Raw genomic sequence first — 21,275 nt, forward strand, 5'->3', positions numbered from 1 at the left:
GGACCCTGTGGGAGAGTAGGACGCCGCCGAACAATTTTTAGCCTCAGTCTTCCCGGACCTTGTGTCCGGGGAGGCTGAGGCATTTTTGCGTTCACGATCTTTTTGCACGGCCTTTTGCCGGACGATCCGAGCCGGCCGCGCCGCGCGGGGTTTCTCCTAGGCTGGAGGTATGCGATATGACCTGGTCATCTTCGACAATGACGGTGTGCTGGTCGACAGTGAGCCTGTCGCCAACACCATCCTCGCGGCCTATCTGACCGAGCTGGGGCACTCGACGTCCTACGAGGACTCCCTGCGCGACTACATGGGCGCGGCGGTGCACCGCGTACACGATCTTGTGAAGGAGCGGACCGGGCAGCGGCTGCCGGAGGATTTCGACGCGACGTTGCACGCGCGGACGTTCGCCGCGTTCGAGCGGGAGCTGGTGGCCGTCGAGGGGGTGGCGGAGGTGTTGGAGAAGCTGGTGGCGGACGGGGTGCCGTACTGCCTGGCCTCCTCCGGGAGCCATGAGCGGATCCGGGTCGGTCATCGCAAGACCGGGCTCGACCGCTATTTCCCCGAGAACGTCGTCTTCAGCGCGCAGGACGTCGGACGGGGAAAGCCGGCTCCCGACCTCTTTCTGTACGCCGCCGAGCGGATGGGAGCGGCTCCGGAGCGCTGTGCGGTGGTGGAGGACAGCGTGCTAGGAGTGCGCGCCGCCGTCGCCGCCGGAATGGACGTCTACGGATTCACCGCCATGACGCCCGCGGAGAAACTCGGCGGCGCCCAGGGGTACTTCGATTCGATGGCCCGGCTGCCCGCCCTCCTCGCCTGACGCGCCCGGCCGATACGGTGGCGTGATGAGCAGCCGCACGGTGTTGATGTGGGACGAGGCGGTCACGAAGTACGACTTCGGGGAGAGCCACCCGATGGATCCGGTGCGGCTCGCGCTGACCATGGGGTTGGTGCGGGCCTATGAACTGGATCGCGTCACGGAAGTGGTGTCCGCGAAGCCGGCCGGGGACTCCACGCTCCGGCTCGTGCACCGAGAGGACTATGTGGCGGCCGTGCGCGCGGCCTCGGCGCGGCCGCGCGCAGCGGACCAGTCGTACGGACTGGGGACGGTGGACGACCCCGCCTTCGCCGGGATACACGAGGCGTCGGCGCTGATCGCCGGGCAGTCCGTCGGGGCCGCCGAGGCCGTGTGGCGGGGCCGGGCCGAGCACGCGGTGAACTTCGCGGGCGGGCTGCACCACGCGATGCCGGGGTCGGCGGCCGGGTTCTGCATCTACAACGACGCCTCCCTCGCCATCGCCCGGCTGCTGGAGCTGGGCGCCGAACGAGTCGCGTACATCGATGTGGACGTCCATCACGGCGACGGCGTCCAGGCCGCCTTCTGGGACGACCCGAGGGTGCTGACGGTCTCGCTCCACGAGCATCCCCGGACGCTGTTCCCCGGCACCGGCTGGCCCGAGGAGACCGGCGGCCAGGGGCCGGGCGAGGGCGGGGCCGTCAATGTGGCGCTGCCGGCCGGGACCGGCGACGAGGGCTGGCTGCGGGCGTTCCACGCGGTGGTCCCCGAGCTGCTGGCGGACTTCCGTCCCCAGGTCCTGGTCACCCAGCACGGCGCCGACACCCACTTCGAGGACCCGCTCGCGCATCTGGCGGTCTCGCTGGACGCCCAGCGCGCGGTGCAGGAGGCGTGTCACACGCTGGCGCACGAGTACGCCGAGGACGGGCGGTGGATCGCGCTCGGCGGCGGCGGATACGCCGTGGTGGACGTGGTGCCCAGATCCTGGACGCATCTGGTGGCGATCGCCGCGCACCGGCCCATCGACCCGGAGTCCGCGATCCCGCAGAGCTGGCGGGACGAGGTGTACGCGCGGACGCGGCAGCCCGGCCCGTACCGGATGACGGACGGCCGTACGCCGGTGTGGCGGGAGTGGGGGGAGGGCTACGACCCGGCCGACCGGTTGGACCAGGCGGTGCTGGCGACCCGGCGCGCGGTGTTCCCGCTGCGGGGGCTGCTGGCGTAGACGGGTCGTACGCGGCTGGAGCGGCTGAAGGGGCCGGAGCGGGCCGGGTGGCGTGCGGGAGGCCCGGGAGGGCCCCGGGGGATCCCGGCGGGCCCTCGGGCCGCCGTAAGGGTCCGTTGGGCCAACCGTGCGGCCCCGGAGCGCTTTCCCGGCGGCCGGGCACGCGTCTGCGGCACCATCGGCAGCGTGTCGAGTACCCACGCGCTGCGGGAGCACCTTCTGACCGCCCGGCTGGCCGGGACCGTGCGTACGCTACGGGAGGAGAGTCTGCGCAGCTATCGGCTGTTCGCCGCGCGCGACCCCCGGGTCACCCTCGGGCTCGGGCCCGAAGGGGAGTGGACCGAGCGGGACGTCATCGCGCTCATGGCCGACAGATGCGGGGTCTCGGCCGATCCGGCGCACCTCACCGGGCCCGACGTCATCGATCCCGACCGGACGATCGCGGCCCTGGACGCCTTCGCCGAGCGGCTCGCGGAGATCGCCGCCCGCCGGGGAGCGGTGCTCCTCGGCACCGGTCATCCGCACCGCCTGCTCGGGTTCTACGGGGGGCTGGCAGACGCTTTGTCGGCGGCGGGCTGTCTCGTCCTCACCCCTGCGCAGGGGCGATGTGTCGACATAACGACCCGGTTCGGGGTACGTACCTACGCCATTGATTACGTACGGGGAGTCGCGCTGGTGCGGAATCCCGGCGCGCGGCCGGCCCCCGGTGAAACCGGCGCACACACCCATTCCCCCCTCCCGGTGAGGGTCGCTCTGGAGGCTCTCGCGGAGGCCGGAGGCCCCCTGCCCGACCTGGTCGTCGGGGACCACGGATGGGTCTGCGGGGCAGGTCAGCTGGGCATTGAGGCCATGGGCCCGGCCGATGCCGACGACCCCGCCCTCTTCGTCGGCGAGGCCGAGGGCCGGGTGGCCGTCGCCGTCCCGCTCGATGACTCCGTGCGGTCTCCCTGCTACCGACCGCTGACGCGCTATGTACTCAATCGAGCGTGTCTGTCACAGTAGGCGGCCGATGGCTGCTCCTCTTCCCCACTCGCACCACCCGCCCCTAGTCTGGGGAGTGAGCGCGCAGCGACGAAGAGTCACCGGAGGGGAAGCCGGTGGGCGTCTTGCGCGGAAGGTACAGGTGGGTCATGGCTGCTGGCAGCGAGAGGCCTCTCAATGAGGTCAAGTTCCTTACCGTGGCGGAAGTCGCCTCGGTGATGCGGGTGTCGAAGATGACGGTGTACCGCTTGGTACACAGCGGTCATCTGCCGGCGATCCGGGTGGGGAGGTCCTTCCGGGTACCGGAGCAAGCGGTTCACGATTACCTCCGCGAGTCCTTCGTGGGGGTGGAATCCGCGTAGTGGAACCGGGCGGCTGCCCTCGGATTACAACCTCGATGCTCAGGCGGGTAGGCTGGACCGACGTAGGTCGTGTGGGCCCAGACGCCCCGCACCGAGTGAAGAGAAGTGAGCGAGGGTAGTCGTGGGCTCTGTTATCAAGAAGCGGCGCAAGCGGATGGCGAAGAAGAAGCACCGCAAGCTGCTCAAGCGCACCCGCGTTCAGCGCCGTAACAAGAAGTAGTACGGCAGCTGTACGTGTCATCTCGGCCCTCTCACCACCATGGTGAGGGGGCCGCGGTGTTCTCCGGGCCCGGGCCGGACGGGACCGCCGCGGCCGCGGTGCCGAGGGCGACATCCTCGTAAAGGAGCGGCCCGTGGGCGTCACGGCGCCCGGGCGAGCGGCTACGGTGACGCTGGGAGTGGGCCCATTCGACCTCAGGGGAGGCGCTGGTCTTGGGAAAGGTCGTGCTCGTCACCGGTGTGGCCCGGCAGCTGGGCGGCCGGCTGGTCCGGCGGGTGGCCCGCGATCCCGGCGTGGACCGGGTGATCGGGGTCGACGCGGTCGAGCCGGAGCACCATCTCGGCGGGGCCGAGTTCGTCCGCGCCGACATCAGGCACCCCGCCATAGGGCGGGTCCTCGCCGAGCACGCCGTCGACACCGTCGTCCATCTGGACGTCACGGGGACGCCCCTGGGCGCGGGCGGACGGACGGCGGTCAAGGAGACCAACGTCATCGGCACGCTCCAGCTCCTCGGCGCCTGCCAGAAGTCGCCCACCGTCCAGCGACTGGTGATCAAGTCCAGTACGAGCGTCTACGGCTCCGATCCCCGTGATCCGGCCGTCTTCACCGAGACCACGCTGCCCAAGTCGCTGCCGAGCGGTGGCTTCGCGAAGGACACGGCGGAGGTCGAGGGATATGTCCGCGGCTTCGCCCGGCGCAGACCGGACGTCGCCGTCTGCGTGCTGCGTTTCGCGAACATCCTCGGGCCGCGCGCCGACTCGCCGCTCGCCGAGTTCTTCTCGCTGCCGGTGCTGCCGACGGTGTTCGGCTACGACCCCCGGCTGCAGTTCGTCCACGAGGACGATGTGATCGACGTGCTCGGGCTCGCGCTGCGCGAGCCCCGGCGGGGAACGCTCAACAGCGGCACCTTCAATGTGGCCGGGGACGGTGTGCTGCTGCTGTCGCAGTGCGCGCGGCGGCTCGGGCGGCCCACGCTGCCGGTGCTGCTCCCCGCGGTCACCTGGATCGGTTCGGCGCTGCGCACGGTCGGGGTCACGGACTTCTCGCCGGAGCAGATCCGGCTGCTGACGCACGGCCGGGTGGTGAGCACCGCGCAGATGCGCGAGACACTGGGATTTGAACCGAGGTTCACGACCGCGGAGGCGTTCGCCGACTTCGCCCGGAGCCGGGGGTCGGGGCTGTTGCCGCCGCAGGCCCTCGCGGGGGCGGTGGACCGGGTGGGGGCGTCTCTCGGGAGCGCTGAGCGGCGAGCGGGCCGGGCGGCCGTACGGACGGCCCGGAGCGACGCCGGAGAAGGAGCATAGGCACGATGGCGGACGCCAAGGTCATTCCGTTCGACGACGACCGTGCGCGGGGCGGTGGCGGCAGCGGCGGTACGCAGCGCTCCTCGCGCCGCCGGTCCGGCGCGGGCCCGGCTGCCTCCGCCGGGGCCGGCCCGGGCGGTGAGGAGCGCGCGGAAGGGCCCCGGGTGGTCCGGCAGGCTCCGGTGCGCTCGCTGCCGGGCGCGCGGTCCTCGGAGGAGCGGCCCGCGGAGCCTTCCGGCGCGGCCGGCGGCCCGGAGGACGGATCCGCGGGCGGCGCCGGCGGCGGCCTGGACCGGAGGATCGCCGAGGGGCTCTCGTTTCTGCGCCGCCGGATCACCGGCGAGTACGAGGTCGACGAGTTTGGCTTCGACGAGGAGCTGACCGACCAGGTGCTCATGTCGCTGCTGCGGCCGCTGTACGAGAAGTACTTCCGGGTCGAGGTCCGGGGCATCGAGAACATTCCGTCCGAGGGCGGGGCGCTGGTGGTGGCCAATCACTCCGGCACGCTGCCGCTGGACGCGCTCATGATGCAGGTCGCCGTCCACGACCGGCATCCGGCGGGCCGGCATCTGCGGCTGCTCGCGGCGGACCTGGTCTTTGTGCTGCCGGTCGTCAGCGAGCTGGCCCGTAAGGCCGGGCACACCCTGGCCTGCGCGGAGGACGCGGAGCGGCTGCTGCGGCGCGGTGAGATCGTCGGGGTGATGCCGGAGGGCTTCAAGGGCATCGGGAAGCCGTTCAGCGAGCGGTACAAGCTTCAGCGCTTCGGCCGGGGCGGCTTTGTGTCGACGGCGCTGCGGGCGGGAGCGCCGATCGTGCCGTGTTCGATCGTCGGGGCGGAGGAGATCTATCCGATGATCGGCAATTCGAAGACGCTCGCCCGGCTGCTGGGGATTCCGTACTTCCCGGTGACGCCGACCTTTCCCTGGCTGGGGCCGCTGGGCGCGGTGCCGCTGCCGACGAAGTGGACGATTCAGTTCGGGGAGCCGATCGAGACCAAGGGGTACTCGGCGGAGGCGGCGGAGGATCCGATGCTGATGTTCAATCTGACGGATCAGGTGCGGGAGCAGATCCAGCACACGCTGTACAAGCTGCTGGTGCGGCGGAGGTCCGTGTTCTTCTGAGCGGGCTCTTCCGAGCCGGTTCGTCTGAGGGGCTCTTCCGGGGGCGGTTCTGCGCGGGGCCGGTGTGGAGCGGGCGGCCCGGATCGCTCCGGGCCGCCCGCTCTCTCCGTCGAGGGCCCGCTCACCCCGGTGGGCGGGCCCTCGACTACTCCTCGTCCTCCGCGCTCAGCCCCAGCTCCGGGATGAGACCGGGGAGCAGGGGCGGGATGGTGACATCCGCCTTCGGGGAGGACGACGACGACTTGCCCGACGAGGGCGTGGAGGCGTCCTGCGACGGGGAGTCGAAGAGCCCGGTGCCATTGCCGCCGAGGAGGCTGTCGTCCTCGGCCGCCGCGGAGTCCGAGGGGCGCGGCTTGGCGGTGTCGGCGCCGCTCTGGGCCGGCGGACTCTGCGAGGCGGACGGGGCGGGGCGCTCTCCGGACGGCGCGGTGCGACCGGTCTCCGGGGAGGCGGCGCCGGGGCGCTGGGAGGAGCCTCGGCCCTGCTCCGGAGGGGTGGGCAGCAGCGACTGCAGCGGGCTGACCTCGTCCTCTATGGCCTTGAAGACATCGCTGACCTCGTCGCCGACATCGGTGAGCTGGGCCGGAAGCCGGTTTCTCAGCCCGGCCCACGCGTCCCGGTGGGCGCGGGAGAACGAGTTGAGCTTCTGGATCGGGCCGAGCGAGCCGTCGCGCGCGTACGCCGCGTGGAGCAGCCGGTGGCCCTCCTTGGCGTCGTGGCGCATGCCGTTCAGCGCGCGGCGGACCTCGCCGAGCGATTCATGGTCCAGATCTCCCGCCCGGCCCCGCTCCATGAGGCGGCGGGCCTCGCTGAGCCGGATGGAGGCCTGGTCGAGATAGAGCTCGCCGCGGTCCGAGTCGCCGTCGGCCATGCCGAGCCGGATGTCCTCCATGCCGCGCTTCAGCCCGTACAGCGTGTCACCGGGGAGGGCGTCGGAGCTGGCAGCGGCCACTCCGCTGAAGGCCCCCGCGGCGACGCCGACGGTCAGCCCGCCGGCCGCGAGCCCCTTCGACCAGCGGGAACGCGGTCGCAATTTCCGGAGCGGGGATGCCCGGTGCGCACCTCGGCCGGATTTCCGCTGCTCCGGCACCGTAGGGCCCGCGGCGTCGGCTCCCGCGGCCGTGCCCTCCTGGAGCATGGCCTCCATGGCTGCCACGAGCTGTGCTCGCTGCACCACTTTGACCTCGGGATCCATCTCCGGTTTCGGCAGCTCGCCGAGACCGGACGCCAGAGCCAACAGCCGTCCGCGTTCGGTCGGTTCGACCGAATCGTCCGGCTGCCCGGCCGCCTGGTCTTCCAAGGCCTGGGCGAAGGCGTTCGCCCGCCGGTGCGCCGATACGTTCGCGATCACTGGCGGCACCTCCTCTCGTCATGACGGTCGACTCCCCCGGGGATCGACAAGGTTGCACACCTTGAGCGCAACCACACGATCGAGTGAGTGGCTGCGGGCATGGCGTGACCACAGGGAGCCTGCATCCCGGACAACGAGTGTCGCGGCACTTGGGTTACGCGCGGAGGATGATCGGACCAGTGCGTCATCGAGGCGTCACCGATGGTGAGTTGAGGGCGGTCAGCGGGCGTCGTCGGGCAGCAGGCGGGCGAGGGTGCGTACGGCGCGGTACTGGAGGGTCTTGATCGCGCCCTCGTTCTTGCCCATCACCCTGGCGGTCTCGGCGACCGACAGGCCCTGGAGGAAGCGCAGGGTCACACACTCCTGCTGCTGGGGATTGAGCTTGCGCACCGCTTCGAGCAGGGCGGCGTTGGAGAGCGACTCCAGGACGGAGTCCTCCGGGCTGCGCTCGACCTCGTTCGCGTCGAGCATTTCGCCGGTGGTCACTTCCAGTCGGAAGCGGCTCGATTTGAAGTGGTCGGCGACCAGATTGCGGGCGATCGTGACCAGCCAGGCGCCGAAATCGCGGCCCTGCCAGGTGAAGGTGGAGATCCGGCGCAGGGCGCGCAGGAATGTCTCGCTGGTGAGGTCCTCGGCGGTGGCCTTCCCGCCGACGCGGTAGTAGATGTAGCGGTAGACCGTGTCGCTGTACTGGTCGTAGAGCCGGCCGAAGGCTTCGGCCTCGCCCGCCTGGGCGCGCTCGACCAGCTCCATCATGCGGGCGCTGTCGCTGTCGGCGGTGGGACGGCGGGCGGTGGTCGGGGCACTGGAGCCGCCCCGGGGGCTCCGTCTGCCGACGGCCGCGCGGCCGTCGGCCAGGGCGTAGCAGGGGGCGGTGGGACCGCTGGTGGCAAGGCGGGGCAGGGCGAGCGCGGGGACGGCGTACGCGGTGGGGACGAAGCCGCGCAAGTGGTCGAGGACCGCCGCGCGCAGCGTAGCCAGGCCCGAGGCGTCAACCCCGACGTGTGGGTACACGGGACTCCCAGAGGCAGAGCTTCCATCACGAGCAGTGCGGAACCGTTCACCCGCCGTGGCGACTGGTGGGGTCCCGTATGCGTCTGAGGAGAATAACGCTTCGTACAGGCAGTGCTACACCCAGTTGCTCAAATCACCGTTTCCGTCGCTTCTGTGCCGTCTGGGAGGCGGTTCGGCTAGCGGAATGTGACCGTTTGGCGATCGGATGAGAGCGACTTCTGACCGTTTGCGAGGCGGCGTGACAGGGGCCGGCGTCGGGCGCTCCGGGCCGGGGCGCGGTCAGGGGTCCGGCCGGGGCGGGACGGCGCGGGGCGCGGGGCCGGGCGGGGCCGGGGAAGGGCGAGGGAGCGGGTCGTACGGCCGGGTCAGCGGCGGCGGCGGTGAATGGCCACGGCGGCGGCCGTGCCGCCCGCGATCGCGCCCACTCCGGCGGCCGCCGGGATGCCGACCTTGGCCGCCTTGCGGCCGGTGCGGTAGTCCCGCAGCCGCCATTCGCGCGCCCGGGCGTACTTGCGGAGCTTGGTGTCCGGATTGATCGCGTAGGGGTGTCCGACCAGCGAGAGCATGGGGATGTCGTTGTGCGAATCGCTGTAGGCCGCGCAGCGCGCCAGTTCGAGGCCCTCGGCCGCCGCGAGCGCGCGGACCGCCTCGGCCTTCGCCGGGCCGTGCAGCGGCTCGCCGACCAGCCGTCCGGTGTAGACGCCGTCGACCGACTCGGCGACGGTGCCCAGCGCGCCGGTCAGGCCCAGCCTGCGGGCGATGATCGTCGCGGTCTCCACGGGGGCCGCCGTGACCAGCCACACCTTCTGGCCCGCGTCGAGATGGGCCTGGGCGAGCGCCCGGGTGCCCGGCCAGATGCGGTCGGCCATGTACTCGTCGTAGATCTCCTCGCCGATGCTCATCAGCTCGGAGACCCGGTGGCCCTTGACGATGGAGAGCGCGGACTCGCGGACGTCCTGCATGTGCTCGGGGTCCTCGACGCCGGCGAGCCGGAACCAGGTCTGCTGCCAGGCGAAGCGCGCCAGCTCGTTGCGCTGGAAGAACTTGCGCTTGTAGAGGCCCCGGCCGAAGTGGAAGAGCGCGGCGCCCTGCATCACGGTGTTGTCGAGGTCGAAGAAGGCGGCGGCCCGCTCGTCCCCCGCGACGGGGAACGGCGGCTCGTCGGCGGCTCGCGCGGCCTCGGTCCCGGCGGTCTCCTCCAGCTGCCGCGACGACTTGCGCGCCGCCTCGGCTGCCGCCTCGCCTGCGAGGACGCTCCGTGCGGTGGCGGAGCGCCTACGGGGGGTGAGCCATCCCAGTGCGGCCATGTGGCGAGCATAGCCAGTCTGTTCGGAACTTCCCGACACGCCGGGGCTCGGGGGTGTGAACTCCAGGCGTCCGGGTGGCCAACCGGAGCGGGTACGAGGAGGTGGGCGCGGTCGCCCGCCGCCTCGGGCGGCGGGCGCTCCCCGCCCCGGCCGGGGTCGCTCCCGCCCGGCCGGGGTCGCTCCCGCCCGGCCGGGGTCGCTCCCGCCCGGCCGGGGGCGGCTTCCCCGGCCCGGGCGGCGGGCGGAGAATAGGGGGCATGAGTCCTCTGTTTCGGCGTGGGAAGAAGCGGGCCGGCGAGCGTGTGGTGACGCTGATCGGCAAGCCGGGGTGTCATCTGTGCGACGACGCGCGGGCCGTGGTCGAGGAGGTGTGCGGCCGGACCGGCGCCGCCTGGGAGGAGAAGGACATCACCCGGGACGAGGAGCTGCACCGGGCGTACTGGGAGCAGATCCCGGTGGTGCTGGTCGACGGTGAGCAGCACACGTTCTGGCGGGTGGACCCGGAGCGGCTGCGGCGCGCGCTGGAGGCGTGACGGCGGGGGCGGGGCCGAGAGGGGCCGGAGGCCGGCAGGGGCGTGCGGTACCCGGCGGTCCGGTGGTCCCCGGCGGTCGGGGGGCCCGGGCGGTCCGGGTCTGCGCGGCGGGTGTGAAAAGAAGGGTGCGCCGGGGGACGGGCGCGGGGCCGGGGGACGGGCACGGCTCCCGGAGGCGCGCGGCTCTCGCGAGGGCGCGGGTTCGGCCCGTGCGGGGCTCCCGTCAGGGCGCGGCTCCGAGGAGGGGGCTGCGGCTCCCGCCAGGGCGGGGCTTCGAGGAGGGGGCTGCGGCTCTCGTGGGGGCACGGCTTCCGGAGGGTGTCGTTCCGGGAGGTGCGCGGCTCTCGGGAGGGCGCGGCGGCGGTCGTCCGCCGGGGCGCGGGGGAGGGGCTCGTTGCCTTCGGAACGTTTGCCCGGGCGTTCTTCCCCCGTCATGGCTCTATCGGGACTCAGGGGGTTCAGGGCACAGTAGAGCGGTCTCGGGGGCGGTCAGGTGAGGAGTGTGTGCGGCTTTGCCCCCTTCGCGTCGTCAACGGTCCGAGTCGGCTCGCGGTTCCACGTTTACGCGATCCCAGCGCGTGACCCCGATCACTTTGCTCGGACAAAACGGACACTATCTTTGTGCACGCGTTCACAAAGACATAGCCTGCATTCGACGGGGCGGTCTTGGAACACACGGCCGCCTAGAGCCTCGCTCATCCCGCAGGAGCACCGTGGCAACTGGCCGAAATCACCGACCGGCGACCCGTAGCCGAGGAATCCCCGAGGCCACCGTCGCCCGGCTTCCGCTGTACCTGCGGGCGCTGACCGGACTGTCCGAGCGTTCCGTGCCCACGGTCTCCTCCGAGGAGCTGGCCGCGGCGGCCGGAGTCAATTCCGCCAAGCTGCGCAAGGACTTCTCCTACCTGGGCTCCTACGGGACGCGCGGCGTCGGCTACGACGTCGAGTACCTCGTCTACCAGATCTCCCGTGAACTGGGTCTGACCCAGGACTGGCCCGTGGTGATCGTCGGCATCGGAAACCTGGGCGCCGCCCTGGCCAACTACGGCGGGTTCGCCTCCCGGGGCTTCCGGGTCGCCGCGCTCATCGACGCGGATCCGGCGATGGCCGGAAAGCCCGTCGCCGGGATCGGGGTGCAGCACACCGACGAGCTGGAGAAGATCATCAGCGACAACGGTGTGTCGATCGGCGTCATCGCCACGCCCGCCGGCGCCGCCCAGCAGGTCTGCGAGCGTCTGGTCGCGGCCGGGGTGACCTCCATCCTGAACTTCGCCCCCACCGTGCTGTCCGTGCCGGACGGCGTCGACGTGCGCAAGGTCGACCTCTCGATCGAGCTGCAGATCCTCGCCTTCCACGAGCAGCGGAAGGCCGGCGAGGAGGCCGAGGCCGAGGCCGCCGCGGCCCGGAAGGGACCTGACGGGGACATGCCCGCCGTGATGCCGGCATGAGCCTTCTGGTCGTCGGACTGAGTCACCGCAGCGCACCGGTGAGCGTGCTGGAGCGCGCCTCGCTGTCGGCGGACGCGCAGGCCAAGCTGCTGACGGACACGCTGGCCGCCGAGCCCGCCTCCGAGGCGACGGTGCTGGCCACCTGCAACCGCATCGAGCTGTACGCGGACGTGGAGAAGTTCCACGCGGGCGTCGCCGAGCTGTCCACGCTGCTCGCCCAGCACAGCGGGGTCGGCCTGGAGGAGCTGACGCCCTATCTGTACGTCCACTACGAGGACCGGGCCGTCCACCATCTCTTCTCGGTGGCCTGCGGTCTCGACTCGATGGTGGTCGGCGAGGGCCAGATCCTCGGCCAGATCAAGGACGCCCTCGCGACCGGACAGGGTCTGCACACCGCCGGGCGTCTGATCAACGACCTCTTCCAGCAGTCCCTCCGGGTCGGCAAGCGCGCGCACAGCGAGACCGGGATCGACCGGGCCGGGCAGTCGCTCGTCACCTTCGGCCTGGAACAGCTCGCCGAGGGCCGCGACCTGGAGCGGTGGGCGGCCGACAAGAGGGTGCTGGTGATCGGCGCGGGTTCGATGTCCTCGCTCGCCGCGACCACGCTCGCGCGGCTCGGCGTCCGGGAACTGGTGATCGCCAACCGTACGGTGGAGCGCGCCGGCCGGCTGGCCGCCGTGCTCTCCGGTCCGGGCGGGGTGCCCGCCCGCGCCGTGCCGATGGGGGACGTGGCCGATGAGCTGACACGTGCCGACGCCGTGGTCTCCTGCACCGGCGCGACCGGGCTCGTGCTGACCGCCGAGGCGGTCGCCGCCGCCCTCGCCGAGTCCTCCGCCGAACGCGGCCTCCCGGCCGCGGGCGACGCCCCGCGCCGCACCACGCATCTGCGCGCCCCCGACGGAAGTCTGGTGGCCCGGCTCGCCGAGGCCGCCGCGCGCGACGGCCGCGTACCCGACCGTTCCGCCAGCGGGCCGGTGGGCGGCGAGACCGTCTTCGGCGAGTCCGTCGCCGCGGGCGCCGAGGGCGAAGCGGCCGGCGGCTGCCCCGTGGGGCTGGAGGACCGGCACTCCGCCGAGGCTCTCGCCCAGCACGGCCTGTGGACGGAGAACGCCCCGCGCCGGGTCCGCACCGGCTCCGCCTCCGTGGCGGGCGCCGGCGGCGAGCCCGTGCGGATGGCGCTGCTCGACCTCGCCATGCCGCGCGACATCGATCACGCCGTGCACCGGATCCCCGGCGTCCGGCTGGTCGACATCGAGTCCCTGGCCGAGGCCTCCGCCGACGCGCCGATGGCCGCGGACGTGGACCAGGTCCGCCGTATCGTCTCCGACGAGGTCGCCGCCTTCGGCGCCGCCCAGCGCGCCGCGCACATCACCCCGACCGTGGTCGCCCTGCGCGCCATGGCCGCCGATGTCGTCGCCGGTGAGATCGCCCGGCTCGACGGCCGGCTGCCCGCCCTGGACGAGAAGCAGCGCGCGGAGATCGGCCAGACCGTCCGCCGTGTGGTCGACAAGCTGCTTCACGCGCCCACCGTGCGGGTGAAGCAGCTCGCGAGCGAGCCCGGTGGCGCCGGGTACGCCGACGCGCTGCGGACACTTTTCGACCTCGACCCGGAGACGGTCGCCTCCGTCAGCCGGGCCGACCTGAATGACGCAGACGTCAAGAACCGAGGGCGAGTATGACCGAGAGGGCACTGAGACTCGGGACCAGGCGCAGCAAGCTCGCCATGGCCCAGTCCGGGCAAGTGGCTCGGGCGGTGCGCCAGCTGACCGGCCGTCCCGTCGAGCTGGTCGAGATCACCACGTACGGGGACACCTCCCGTGAGCATCTCGCGCAGATCGGCGGCACGGGCGTGTTCGTCGCGGCGCTGCGGGAGGCGCTGGTCCGCGAAGAGGTGGACTTCGCCGTTCATTCGCTGAAGGACCTTCCGACGGCCCAGCCCGACGAGCTTCTCCTCGCGGCGGTCCCGCCGCGCGAGGACCCTCGGGACGTGCTGGTGGCGCGGGACGGCCTGGCCTTCGAGCAGCTCCCCGAGGGCGCCCGGGTCGGGACCGGTTCGCCGCGCCGGATGGCGCAGCTGAACGCGTACGCCCGCGCGCACCACACGCGCATAGAGACCGTGCCGATCCGGGGCAACATCGACACCCGGATCGGATACGTGCACAACGGAGAGCTGGACGCGGTGGTACTCGCCGCGGCCGGACTCAATCGCATCGGCCGTGCCGATGAGGTGACCGACTTCCTGTCGGTCGACTCCGTGCTGCCCGCCCCCGGCCAGGGGGCACTGGCGATCGAGTGCGCTGCGGATAACGCAGACCTCGCCGCTCTGCTCGGTGAGCTCGACGACCCGCGAACCCGGGTCGCCGTGACCGCCGAGCGATCCCTGCTCGCCGCCCTGGAGGCCGGCTGCAGCGCACCTGTGGGTGCGCTCGCCGACCTGTTGGGCGAGGAGGAGGCTGTCACTGAGATGCGCCTGCGCGGCGTCGTCGGCACCACCGACGGCTCGACGCTGGTGCAGCTGTCCACCACCGGTCCCGTACCCACGTCGCACGGCGACGCCATCGCGCTCGGTCGCGAACTCGCGTCCGAGATGCTCGCCAAGGGTGCGGCCGGTCTTATGGGGGAGCGAGCACATTGAGCCCCACCACCCACCCGTCCTCGGCGTACTCGGCACACGGGCACGTCACTTTCCTCGGCGCCGGTCCCGGCGATCCCGGACTGTTGACACTGCGCGCTGTCGAGGCACTCGCGGGAGCCGACGTACTCATCGCCGAGCCCGATGTGCTCGAAGTGGTACGCGGCCATGCGCGGGCGAGCGTCAGCACGCCTGAGCCGACAGTTGTTGACGATGCGTCAACAGCCGCCGGAATCCCCGTACTCAGGGATGCGGTCAATCTTGTCATGGAGGCCGCACGGGGCGGCAAGCGGGTCGTCCGTGCGGTGACCGGGGATCCGGGTCTGGACGCGGACGCCGGGCAGGAGATGCTCGCGTGCGCCGCGGAGGGGATTCCCTTCGAGGTCGTGCCGGGCGTCGCCACCGCCGTCGGCGTGCCCGCGTACGCCGGTGTCCCGCTGCGGGACGCGCAGGGGACGGACGTCCGGTTCGTGGACGCCCGTACCGCGAGCGAGCGGTGCTGGACCGAGGTCGGCGCGAGCGACGGCACGGTCGTCGTCTCGACCACGCTGGAGACGGTCGCCGCGGCGGCGAGCGAGCTGGTGGCCGCGGGCCGCAAGCCCGACACCCCGCTGACCGTCACCGTCGCCGGCACCACCACCCGGCAGCGGACCTGGACGGCGACCCTCGGGTCGATCGCCCAGACCCTGAAGCAGGCGAAGGTGCTGCCGTCCCCGGACGGGCACCGGCCGGTGATAGCCGTGGTCGGGGAGCGCAGCTCCGCCGCGCAGCGCGACCAGCTCGCCTGGTTCGAGTCGAAGCCGCTGTTCGGCTGGAGGGTGCTGGTGCCGCGGACCAAGGAACAGTCCGCGTCGCTCTCCGACCAGCTCCGGTCCTACGGGGCCGTCCCGCACGAGGTCCCGACGATCGCCGTCGAGCCGCCGCGCACTCCGCAGCAGATGGAGCGGGCGGTCAAGGGCCTGGTCACCGGGCGGTACGAGTGGATCGCCTTCACCTCGGTCAACGCGGTGAAGGCGGTGCGGGAGAAGTTCGAGGAGTACGGGCTCGACGCGCGCGCCTTCGCCGGGATCAAGGTCGCGGCGGTCGGCGAGCAGACGGCGCGGGCCCTGGTGGACTTCGGTGTGAAGCCGGATCTGGTGCCCAGCGGCGAGCAGTCGGCGGCGGGGCTCCTGGAGGACTGGCCGCCGTACGACCCGGTCTTCGACCCGATCGACCGGGTGTTCCTGCCGCGGGCCGACATCGCCACGGAGACGCTGGTCGCCGGGCTCATCGAGCTGGGCTGGGAGGTGGACGACGTCACCGCGTACCGGACGGTGCGGGCGTCGCCGCCGCCGGCCGAGACGCGTGAGGCGATCAAGGGCGGCGGGTTCGACGCGGTGCTGTTCACCTCGTCGTCCACGGTGCGGAATCTGGTGGGGATCGCCGGGAAGCCGCACAACGTGACCGTGATCGCGTGTATTGGGCCGGCGACGGCCAAGACGGCGGAGGAGCACGGGCTGCGGGTGGATGTGCTGTCGCCCGAGCCGTCGGTGCATCGGCTGGCCGAGGCGCTGGCGGAGTTCGGGGCGGCGCGGAGGGTGGCGGCGGTGGAGGCGGGGGAGCATGTGCTCAGGCCTTCGGAGCGGCGGCCCGGGGGGCGGCGCAGGCGGACCACCTGAGGTGAGGGTCGGCTGAGGGCGGGGTGGGGATTCTTCCCCCACCCCGCCCTTTTCCCTTTCCGGGGCTCGGCCCCGGGGGCGCGCCTCAAACGCCGGCGGGGCTTGTAACACCCCCGAGGCTTGAAATACCCCCGGGGCTTGAGATGCCCGGGGTGCGCCTCAATCGCCGGCGGGGCTGGAAGTACCCCCGGGGCTTGAGATGTCTGGGGGCGGGGCTGGAAGGTACCCCCCGGGCTGGAAATATCCCCGGGGCTTGAGGTGTGTGGGGTGGGAAAAGGGGTTGGTGTGGAGGTGGGGGTGGGTGGGAGGGTGCTGGGGTGAGAATTGAGGCAGGTTCGGGGCGGGCCGATCTATTGGTGGGGCAGCTCGACACCGTATGGTCCCTGTTCGACTATTTCCGGCCGCGGGTGGATGACGCCCTGTGTCTGTGGGAGCCGGCGCCGGGGGCGTGGACGGTGCGGGAGGACGGGCGGGGGCGGTGGGTGGCGGATTGGGAGGTGCCGGAGCCGGAGCCGGCGCCGACCACCAGCGTGGGGTGGCTGACGTGGCACATCGGGTACTGGTGGACGACCACGCTCGGGCACTGCTTCGGTGACGGGGCGCCGGAGCGGGAGGAGATCACCTGGCCGGGGGGCGCGGCGGAGGCCGTGAGCTGGCTGGAGGGGCTGAAGGACCGGTGGCGGGCGGAGCTGCTCGCGCTGGACGACGAGCAGCTCGATTCGTTCGAGCGGACCCGGGGGCTGCCCTGGGGCGAGGGGCAGCGGATGGTCGACATCGCGGCCTGGGTCAACTTCGAGCTGGCCAAGAACGTCGCCGAGATCGGGGTCACTCTGAGGCTGCGCGATGCCCTCGCCGACCGGGGCGTAGCGTTGTCCCCATGAGTGTGTATGGATCCTTCCCGGGCACGAGGCCCCGCCGTCTGCGGACCACCCCCGCCGTTCGCCGTATGGTCGCCGAGACCCGGCTGCACCCCTCCGATCTGATTCTTCCCGCGTTCGTACGGGAGGGTGTGGGCGAGCCCGTGCCGATCTCGGCGATGCCGGGCGTCGTTCAGCACACCCGCGACACCCTGCGGAAGGCCGCGGTGGAGGCCCGGGAGGCCGGGGTCTCCGGGATCATGCTCTTCGGGGTGCCGGAGGACGCGAAGAAGGACGCGCTGGGCAGTGCGGGCACCGACCCGGAGGGGATCCTCCAGCTCGCGATCCGCGATGTCCGGGCCGAGGTCGGCGACGATCTGGTGATCATGTCGGATCTCTGTCTGGACGAGTACACCGATCACGGACACTGCGGGGTGCTGGACTCCGAGGGCCGGGTCGACAATGACGCCACTCTGGAGCGGTACGCGGAGATGGCCCAGGTCCAGGCCGACGCCGGGGTCCATATGGTCGGCCCCAGCGGGATGATGGACGGCCAGGTCGGGGTGGTCCGGGACGCGCTGGACACCATCGGCAAGGAGGATGTGGCGATCCTGGCGTACACGGTCAAGTACGCCTCCGCTTTCTACGGCCCGTTCCGGGAGGCCGTCGGCTCGTCCCTGCGGGGGGACCGCAGGACGTATCAGCAGGACGGCGCGAATGTGCGCGAGTCCCTGCGCGAGCTGGCCCTCGATCTGGAGGAGGGCGCGGACATCGTGATGGTGAAGCCGGCCGGACCTTATCTGGACGTGCTCGCCAAGATCGCGGACTCGGTGGACGTGCCGGTCGCGGCGTACCAGATCAGCGGTGAGTACGCCATGGTCGAGGCCGCCGCGGAGAAGGGCTGGATCGACCGGGACCAGGCGATTCTGGAGACCCTCACCGGGATCAAGCGGGCGGGTGCGGACATGATCCTCACCTACTGGGCGACCGAGGTGGCGCGCGCCCTCTGACGGGCTCGCGGGAACGGCGGGACGGGCCGGGGAGAAAGCTCCCCGGCCCGTCGTCGTACGGTCAAGCGATCACGCGGTCACACCGTCAGGTGTCAGCAGGACAGGTTCGGACCGGTCGGCACGCCCAGGATCTGGGTGAAGTTCTTGTACCGGTTGATCCGGCTCTGGACCTGGGCGGGGTTGCCGCCCTCGCACTCCATCGCGCCGTTGATCGAGCGGATGGACTGGCCGAAGCCGGCGCCGCTGACCATCGCGTCATGGCCGGTGACCGGGCCGGGGCCGTCCTGGGTGTTCCAGTACCAGAGGCCCGTCATCATGGCGACGGCCGGGTCGGTCTCGACGCGCCACGGGTTGTTCAGCAGGTCGATGCCGAGGAAGTCGCCGGCGGCCTTGTAGTTGAAGTTCCAGCTGAGCTGGATCGGTCCGCGGCCGTAGTAGGCGGACTGGCCCGCGGGGCAGCCGTAGGGCTGGCTGCGGTCACAGTAGTGCGGGTAGTTCGCCTCGTTGATTTCCTTGATGTAGTACAGGCCACCGGTCTCGTGGCTGACGTTGGCGAGGAACGCCGCCGCCTCCTGCTTCCGCATGGTGTCGGTGCCGGTGTGGGCGAACTTCGGGAACGCCTTCACCGCGTCCGTCAGACCCTTGTACGTGTAGAAGGGGTTCCGGCGGGGGAACATCTGGTTGAACTGGGCCTCGGTCACCACGAAGCTGTTGTGGTTCGGGTTCCCGTTCCCGCCACAGGTGTACGGGTCCCAGTAGTACGTGCTCGACACCGGGTTGTAGCCCGGGTTGTCGCGCTCGGCGATGTAGATCTTGCCGTCGGTGTGCTTGACGATGTCGTTCGCCTTGTAGTTCGCACCGGCGGACCAGGTGGGCGCGATGGCGCACTCGTCGACGGGCGTGGTGGCGGCGGACGCCGTGGCGGTCGGCATGAGAGCCGTCGCCGCGAGGGAGCCGGCCGCGACGACGCCGACCATCAGTGACTTCATACGTTCTCTGAGCACGACTATGCCTTTCGTGCGTCAACGGACATGCCTGGACCCTCTGTTGGGAACAGAGGTGGCCGTGAGCACGCCGTGGCGGGGTGTACGCCACACCCAAGCGCCCCCCGAGGGGTGCAGTCAAGGTATAGACCAATGCGAGATTCTGTAGTAACCCACTTGATATCGGGGGCCGTTGACCTGCGGGACAGGCCGCGGACCGGGGCAGGCGCCCCGGTCCGCGGTCGTCGTGAGAGGGATTCGACCCGCTCAGCAGTAGAGGTTGGCGCCCGTCGGCACACCCATGATCTGGGCGAACTGGGTGTATTTGTTCACCCGGCTCTGGACCTGTGCCGGATTGCCGCCGTTGCACTCCAGGGAGCCGTTGATGGCTCGGATCGTCTGGCCGAAACCAGCCTGGTTGACCATGGCCGAGTGACCGGTCATCGTGCCCGGGCCGCTCTGGGTGTTCCAGTACCAGAGGCCTGTCTTCCAGGCCACGGCCGCCTCGTTCTGGACGCGCGAGGGCTGGTTCAGCAGGTCGATGCCGAGGTGGTCGCCGGCCGCCTTGTAGTTGAAGTTCCAGCTGAGCTGGATCGGTCCGCGGCCGTAGTACGCGGCCTGTCCGGCCGGGCAGCCGTAGGGCTGGGTGCGGTCGCAGTAGTGCGGGTAGTTGGCCGTGTTCTGCTCCACGATGTGGACCAGGCCGCCCGTCTCATGGCTGACGTTGGCCAGGAACGCCGCCGCCTCCTGCTTCTTCACGGTGTCGCTGCCGGTCTTCGCGAAGGCGGGGAACGCGCTCAGCGCGTCCGTCAGGCCCTTGTACGTGTAGAACGCATTCCGGCCAGGGAACATCTGGTTGAACTGCGCCTCGCTCACCACGAAACCGCTCGGGTTCGGGGTGCCGCCGCCGCTACAGGTGTGGGGGTTCCAGAACCAGGTGCTGACCGTGGGGTCGTATCCGGGGTTGGCGTGCTCGGCGATGTAGTACTTGCCGTCGGTGTACTTGACGATGTCGCCCGGCACATAATTGGCGCCCTGACGCCAATTGGGGGCGGTGGTGCACTCGTCGGCCGCGGCGGGCGTCGCCGTGGGGATCAGACTGGCCGCCGCGAGGCCCGCCGCGGCGAGCACGGCGACCAGCACCGACTTCATGCGCTGCTTCAGCACGAGCTGTCTCCTTCGTGCGTCAACGGCCGTACCGGGGCCCGGTGGTGGGGTTCCGGGGGTGTCCCGGTGCGCCGTGGTGGTGGGGGTGTGCTCCCACTGAAGCTGCTTGTCGGAGTCCAGTCAAGGTATAGACCAATGTGAATGGTCTTTCACAACCCCGCCGGGCCCCGGCAGACGTCCCTCCCGGCCCCGCCGTTCCCGGCCGTCACTTCCGCAGCAGATCCACCAGACGGGAGAGCCCGTCCGCGCCGTGCCCCCGCTCCACCGCGCGCTCCAGCAGCTCCTGCAACTGCTCGAAGAACACCGGGTCCAGCCCCTGGTCCCGGAATGCCTCCACGAAATTGGGGACGGCAGCGCGATTGACGGCGAGGCTGGACACATCGGTCAGGTGCTCGCCCGAGTCGATCGCCCCGGCCCAGAGCGGCGCGCCGCGCAGCATCGTGCCGACCCACTCGGTCAGCGGGCCCGCCAGTTCGGTCGCCGGGATGTTCTCCGTACGGGCCAGGGCGAACGCCTGGAGGACGCCGATCGTCATCCCGTACATGCCGGTGAGCAGGGCGATGTCGTAGAGCGAGGCGAGTCCGGCGTCCGCGCCGGTGAAGGTGGCCCCGCCGAGGGCCGCGAAGACGGGCTCGTACTCCCGGAAAGCGTCCTCGTCGCCGCTGTAGAAGACATAGGCGGCCGGTCCCGCGATCATCTGGGGGACGGCCATGATGCCGCCGTCGAGATAGCGGGCCCCGCGCCCGGCGGCCCACGCGGCGAGAGCACGGGCCTGCCGGGGAGTTCCGTTGGTGAGGTTGACGAGCGTCCTGCCCGCGGCCCCGTCGCCGATCGCGTCGAGGACCTCCTGGACATTGCCGTTGTCCAGCAGGCAGAGGATCACCAGATCGCTCGCGGCGACGGCCTCGGCCGCCGTGCCGGCGGGGAGCGCGCCCTGGGCGACGAGCGGGCCGGTCCTGGCCCGGGTGCGGTTCCAGACGGTGACCGGGTGGCCCGCGGCGAGCAGCGCCGAGGCGAGCGCCGTGCCCATCATGCCGAGGCCGAGCACGGACACGGAGACGGCCGGGGAGGACGCCGGGGTCGCGGACGCGGCCGGGGAAGGCGCGGGGGACGTGGGGGAGACGGACGCGGGGACGGCGGAGAGGGCGGCGCGCGCGGACATGAAGGGACTCCTCGGGGACGGCCTGGGGGTGTTCCCCGATCCTTGTCGCGCGCCGGAAGGGCCACAAGTACCGACTATTTAGTGGGTACGCACCCGGAGGTAAGCCATGGCGGCCGCCGGGCGGTCCGGCCCCGGGCCCGGAAGCCCGGA

General features: G+C 71.5%; 20 protein-coding genes. 14 read left to right on the top strand and 6 right to left on the bottom strand.

Annotated elements, in window-relative coordinates:
- Window positions 1-169: 169 nt before the first annotated feature.
- From ACF089_RS32560 to ACF089_RS32590, 7 genes are all read left to right on the top strand, one after another.
- Window positions 170-814, top strand: a complete 645-nt coding sequence (locus ACF089_RS32560; protein ID WP_392034660.1) for an HAD family hydrolase — start codon at window positions 170-172, stop codon at window positions 812-814.
- A gap of 25 nt (window positions 815-839) precedes the next feature.
- Window positions 840-2,015, top strand: coding sequence for an acetoin utilization protein AcuC (locus tag ACF089_RS32565; protein WP_392034662.1), 1,176 nt, complete (start codon window positions 840-842; stop codon window positions 2,013-2,015).
- 186 nt (window positions 2,016-2,201) lie between these two features.
- On the top strand, window positions 2,202-3,017 hold the full coding sequence (locus ACF089_RS32570) for a phosphatase (protein WP_392034665.1): 816 nt from the start codon (window positions 2,202-2,204) through the stop codon (window positions 3,015-3,017).
- 128 nt (window positions 3,018-3,145) lie between these two features.
- Window positions 3,146-3,358, top strand: a complete 213-nt coding sequence (locus tag ACF089_RS32575) for a helix-turn-helix domain-containing protein (protein WP_003958488.1) — start codon at window positions 3,146-3,148, stop codon at window positions 3,356-3,358.
- A gap of 121 nt (window positions 3,359-3,479) precedes the next feature.
- Entirely contained in the window at window positions 3,480-3,578 is a 99-nt protein-coding gene (locus ACF089_RS32580) for a 30S ribosomal protein bS22 (protein ID WP_003948845.1), read from the top strand.
- Between the two features lie 212 nt (window positions 3,579-3,790).
- On the top strand, window positions 3,791-4,882 hold the full coding sequence (locus ACF089_RS32585) for an NAD-dependent epimerase/dehydratase family protein (protein WP_392034667.1): 1,092 nt from the start codon (window positions 3,791-3,793) through the stop codon (window positions 4,880-4,882).
- 5 nt (window positions 4,883-4,887) lie between these two features.
- Window positions 4,888-6,003, top strand: coding sequence for a lysophospholipid acyltransferase family protein (locus ACF089_RS32590; RefSeq protein WP_392034670.1), 1,116 nt, complete (start codon window positions 4,888-4,890; stop codon window positions 6,001-6,003).
- 145 nt (window positions 6,004-6,148) lie between these two features.
- Here ACF089_RS32590 and ACF089_RS32595 read toward each other — a convergent pair whose 3' ends face one another.
- The 3 genes from ACF089_RS32595 to ACF089_RS32605 all read right to left on the bottom strand — a co-directional run bounded on the left by ACF089_RS32595 (window position 6,149) and on the right by ACF089_RS32605 (window position 9,675).
- Window positions 6,149-7,354: a DUF5667 domain-containing protein gene (locus tag ACF089_RS32595; RefSeq protein ID WP_392034673.1), complete on the bottom strand. Its 1,206-nt coding sequence runs from the start codon at window positions 7,352-7,354 to the stop codon at window positions 6,149-6,151.
- Between the two features lie 219 nt (window positions 7,355-7,573).
- Window positions 7,574-8,368 carry an ECF subfamily RNA polymerase sigma factor, BldN family gene (locus ACF089_RS32600; protein WP_392034676.1) on the bottom strand — a complete coding sequence of 265 codons (795 nt, stop codon included), beginning with the start codon at window positions 8,366-8,368 and terminating at the stop codon, window positions 7,574-7,576.
- 365 nt (window positions 8,369-8,733) lie between these two features.
- On the bottom strand, window positions 8,734-9,675 hold the full coding sequence (locus ACF089_RS32605; protein ID WP_392034679.1) for an HAD family hydrolase: 942 nt from the start codon (window positions 9,673-9,675) through the stop codon (window positions 8,734-8,736).
- A 257-nt stretch (window positions 9,676-9,932) separates the two neighbouring features.
- Here ACF089_RS32605 and ACF089_RS32610 point away from each other — a divergent pair, with 257 nt between their 5' ends.
- The 7 genes from ACF089_RS32610 (at window position 9,933) to hemB (ending at window position 17,813) form a co-directional block, all read left to right on the top strand.
- Window positions 9,933-10,208, top strand: coding sequence for a glutaredoxin family protein (locus ACF089_RS32610; RefSeq protein WP_392034681.1), 276 nt, complete (start codon window positions 9,933-9,935; stop codon window positions 10,206-10,208).
- A 713-nt stretch (window positions 10,209-10,921) separates the two neighbouring features.
- On the top strand, window positions 10,922-11,656 hold the full coding sequence (locus ACF089_RS32615; protein ID WP_392034684.1) for a redox-sensing transcriptional repressor Rex: 735 nt from the start codon (window positions 10,922-10,924) through the stop codon (window positions 11,654-11,656).
- The gene (locus ACF089_RS32620; protein WP_392034687.1) at window positions 11,653-13,335 is read left to right on the top strand and encodes a glutamyl-tRNA reductase; all 1,683 of its coding nucleotides are present in this window, start codon (window positions 11,653-11,655) and stop codon (window positions 13,333-13,335) included. Before ACF089_RS32615 ends, ACF089_RS32620 begins: the two co-directional genes overlap by 4 nt.
- Window positions 13,332-14,291: a hydroxymethylbilane synthase gene (hemC, locus tag ACF089_RS32625; protein ID WP_392034690.1), complete on the top strand. Its 960-nt coding sequence runs from the start codon at window positions 13,332-13,334 to the stop codon at window positions 14,289-14,291. Before ACF089_RS32620 ends, hemC begins: the two co-directional genes overlap by 4 nt.
- Entirely contained in the window at window positions 14,288-15,946 is a 1,659-nt protein-coding gene (locus ACF089_RS32630; RefSeq protein WP_392034693.1) for a uroporphyrinogen-III synthase, read from the top strand. Before hemC ends, ACF089_RS32630 begins: the two co-directional genes overlap by 4 nt.
- A gap of 482 nt (window positions 15,947-16,428) precedes the next feature.
- Window positions 16,429-16,827, top strand: coding sequence for a DinB family protein (locus tag ACF089_RS32635; protein ID WP_392034696.1), 399 nt, complete (start codon window positions 16,429-16,431; stop codon window positions 16,825-16,827).
- On the top strand, window positions 16,824-17,813 hold the full coding sequence (gene hemB, locus ACF089_RS32640; protein ID WP_392034699.1) for a porphobilinogen synthase: 990 nt from the start codon (window positions 16,824-16,826) through the stop codon (window positions 17,811-17,813). The genes ACF089_RS32635 and hemB overlap by 4 nt, the downstream gene beginning before the upstream one ends.
- Before the next feature lie 92 nt (window positions 17,814-17,905).
- Here hemB and ACF089_RS32645 read toward each other — a convergent pair whose 3' ends face one another.
- The 3 genes from ACF089_RS32645 to ACF089_RS32655 all read right to left on the bottom strand — a co-directional run bounded on the left by ACF089_RS32645 (window position 17,906) and on the right by ACF089_RS32655 (window position 21,125).
- Window positions 17,906-18,817: a glycoside hydrolase family 19 protein gene (locus ACF089_RS32645; RefSeq protein ID WP_392034702.1), complete on the bottom strand. Its 912-nt coding sequence runs from the start codon at window positions 18,815-18,817 to the stop codon at window positions 17,906-17,908.
- 246 nt (window positions 18,818-19,063) lie between these two features.
- On the bottom strand, window positions 19,064-19,963 hold the full coding sequence (locus ACF089_RS32650; protein ID WP_392034705.1) for a chitinase: 900 nt from the start codon (window positions 19,961-19,963) through the stop codon (window positions 19,064-19,066).
- Window positions 19,964-20,168: 205 nt separating this feature from the next.
- Window positions 20,169-21,125 (bottom strand): NAD(P)-dependent oxidoreductase, encoded by a 957-nt coding sequence (locus ACF089_RS32655; protein WP_392034708.1) that lies wholly within the window; start codon window positions 21,123-21,125, stop codon window positions 20,169-20,171.
- Window positions 21,126-21,275 lie beyond the last annotated feature (150 nt).

The sequence above is a fragment of the Streptomyces sp. NPDC014894 genome, from assembly GCF_043080985.1.
Classification (GTDB): domain Bacteria; phylum Actinomycetota; class Actinomycetes; order Streptomycetales; family Streptomycetaceae; genus Streptomyces.

Bases quoted from the DNA above. Each gene is read 5' to 3' on its own strand.
- ACF089_RS32560 (WP_392034660.1), top strand. From the start codon at position 170: ATGCGATATGACCTGGTCATCTTCGACAATGACGGTGTGCTGGTCGAC.
- ACF089_RS32565 (WP_392034662.1), top strand. From the start codon at position 840: ATGAGCAGCCGCACGGTGTTGATGTGGGACGAGGCGGTCACGAAGTAC.
- ACF089_RS32575 (WP_003958488.1), top strand. From the start codon at position 3,146: ATGGCTGCTGGCAGCGAGAGGCCTCTCAATGAGGTCAAGTTCCTTACC.
- ACF089_RS32590 (WP_392034670.1), top strand. From the start codon at position 4,888: ATGGCGGACGCCAAGGTCATTCCGTTCGACGACGACCGTGCGCGGGGC.
- ACF089_RS32605 (WP_392034679.1), bottom strand. From the start codon at position 9,675: ATGGCCGCACTGGGATGGCTCACCCCCCGTAGGCGCTCCGCCACCGCA.
- ACF089_RS32610 (WP_392034681.1), top strand. From the start codon at position 9,933: ATGAGTCCTCTGTTTCGGCGTGGGAAGAAGCGGGCCGGCGAGCGTGTG.
- ACF089_RS32620 (WP_392034687.1), top strand. From the start codon at position 11,653: ATGAGCCTTCTGGTCGTCGGACTGAGTCACCGCAGCGCACCGGTGAGC.
- hemC (WP_392034690.1), top strand. From the start codon at position 13,332: ATGACCGAGAGGGCACTGAGACTCGGGACCAGGCGCAGCAAGCTCGCC.
- hemB (WP_392034699.1), top strand. From the start codon at position 16,824: ATGAGTGTGTATGGATCCTTCCCGGGCACGAGGCCCCGCCGTCTGCGG.
- ACF089_RS32655 (WP_392034708.1), bottom strand. From the start codon at position 21,125: ATGTCCGCGCGCGCCGCCCTCTCCGCCGTCCCCGCGTCCGTCTCCCCC.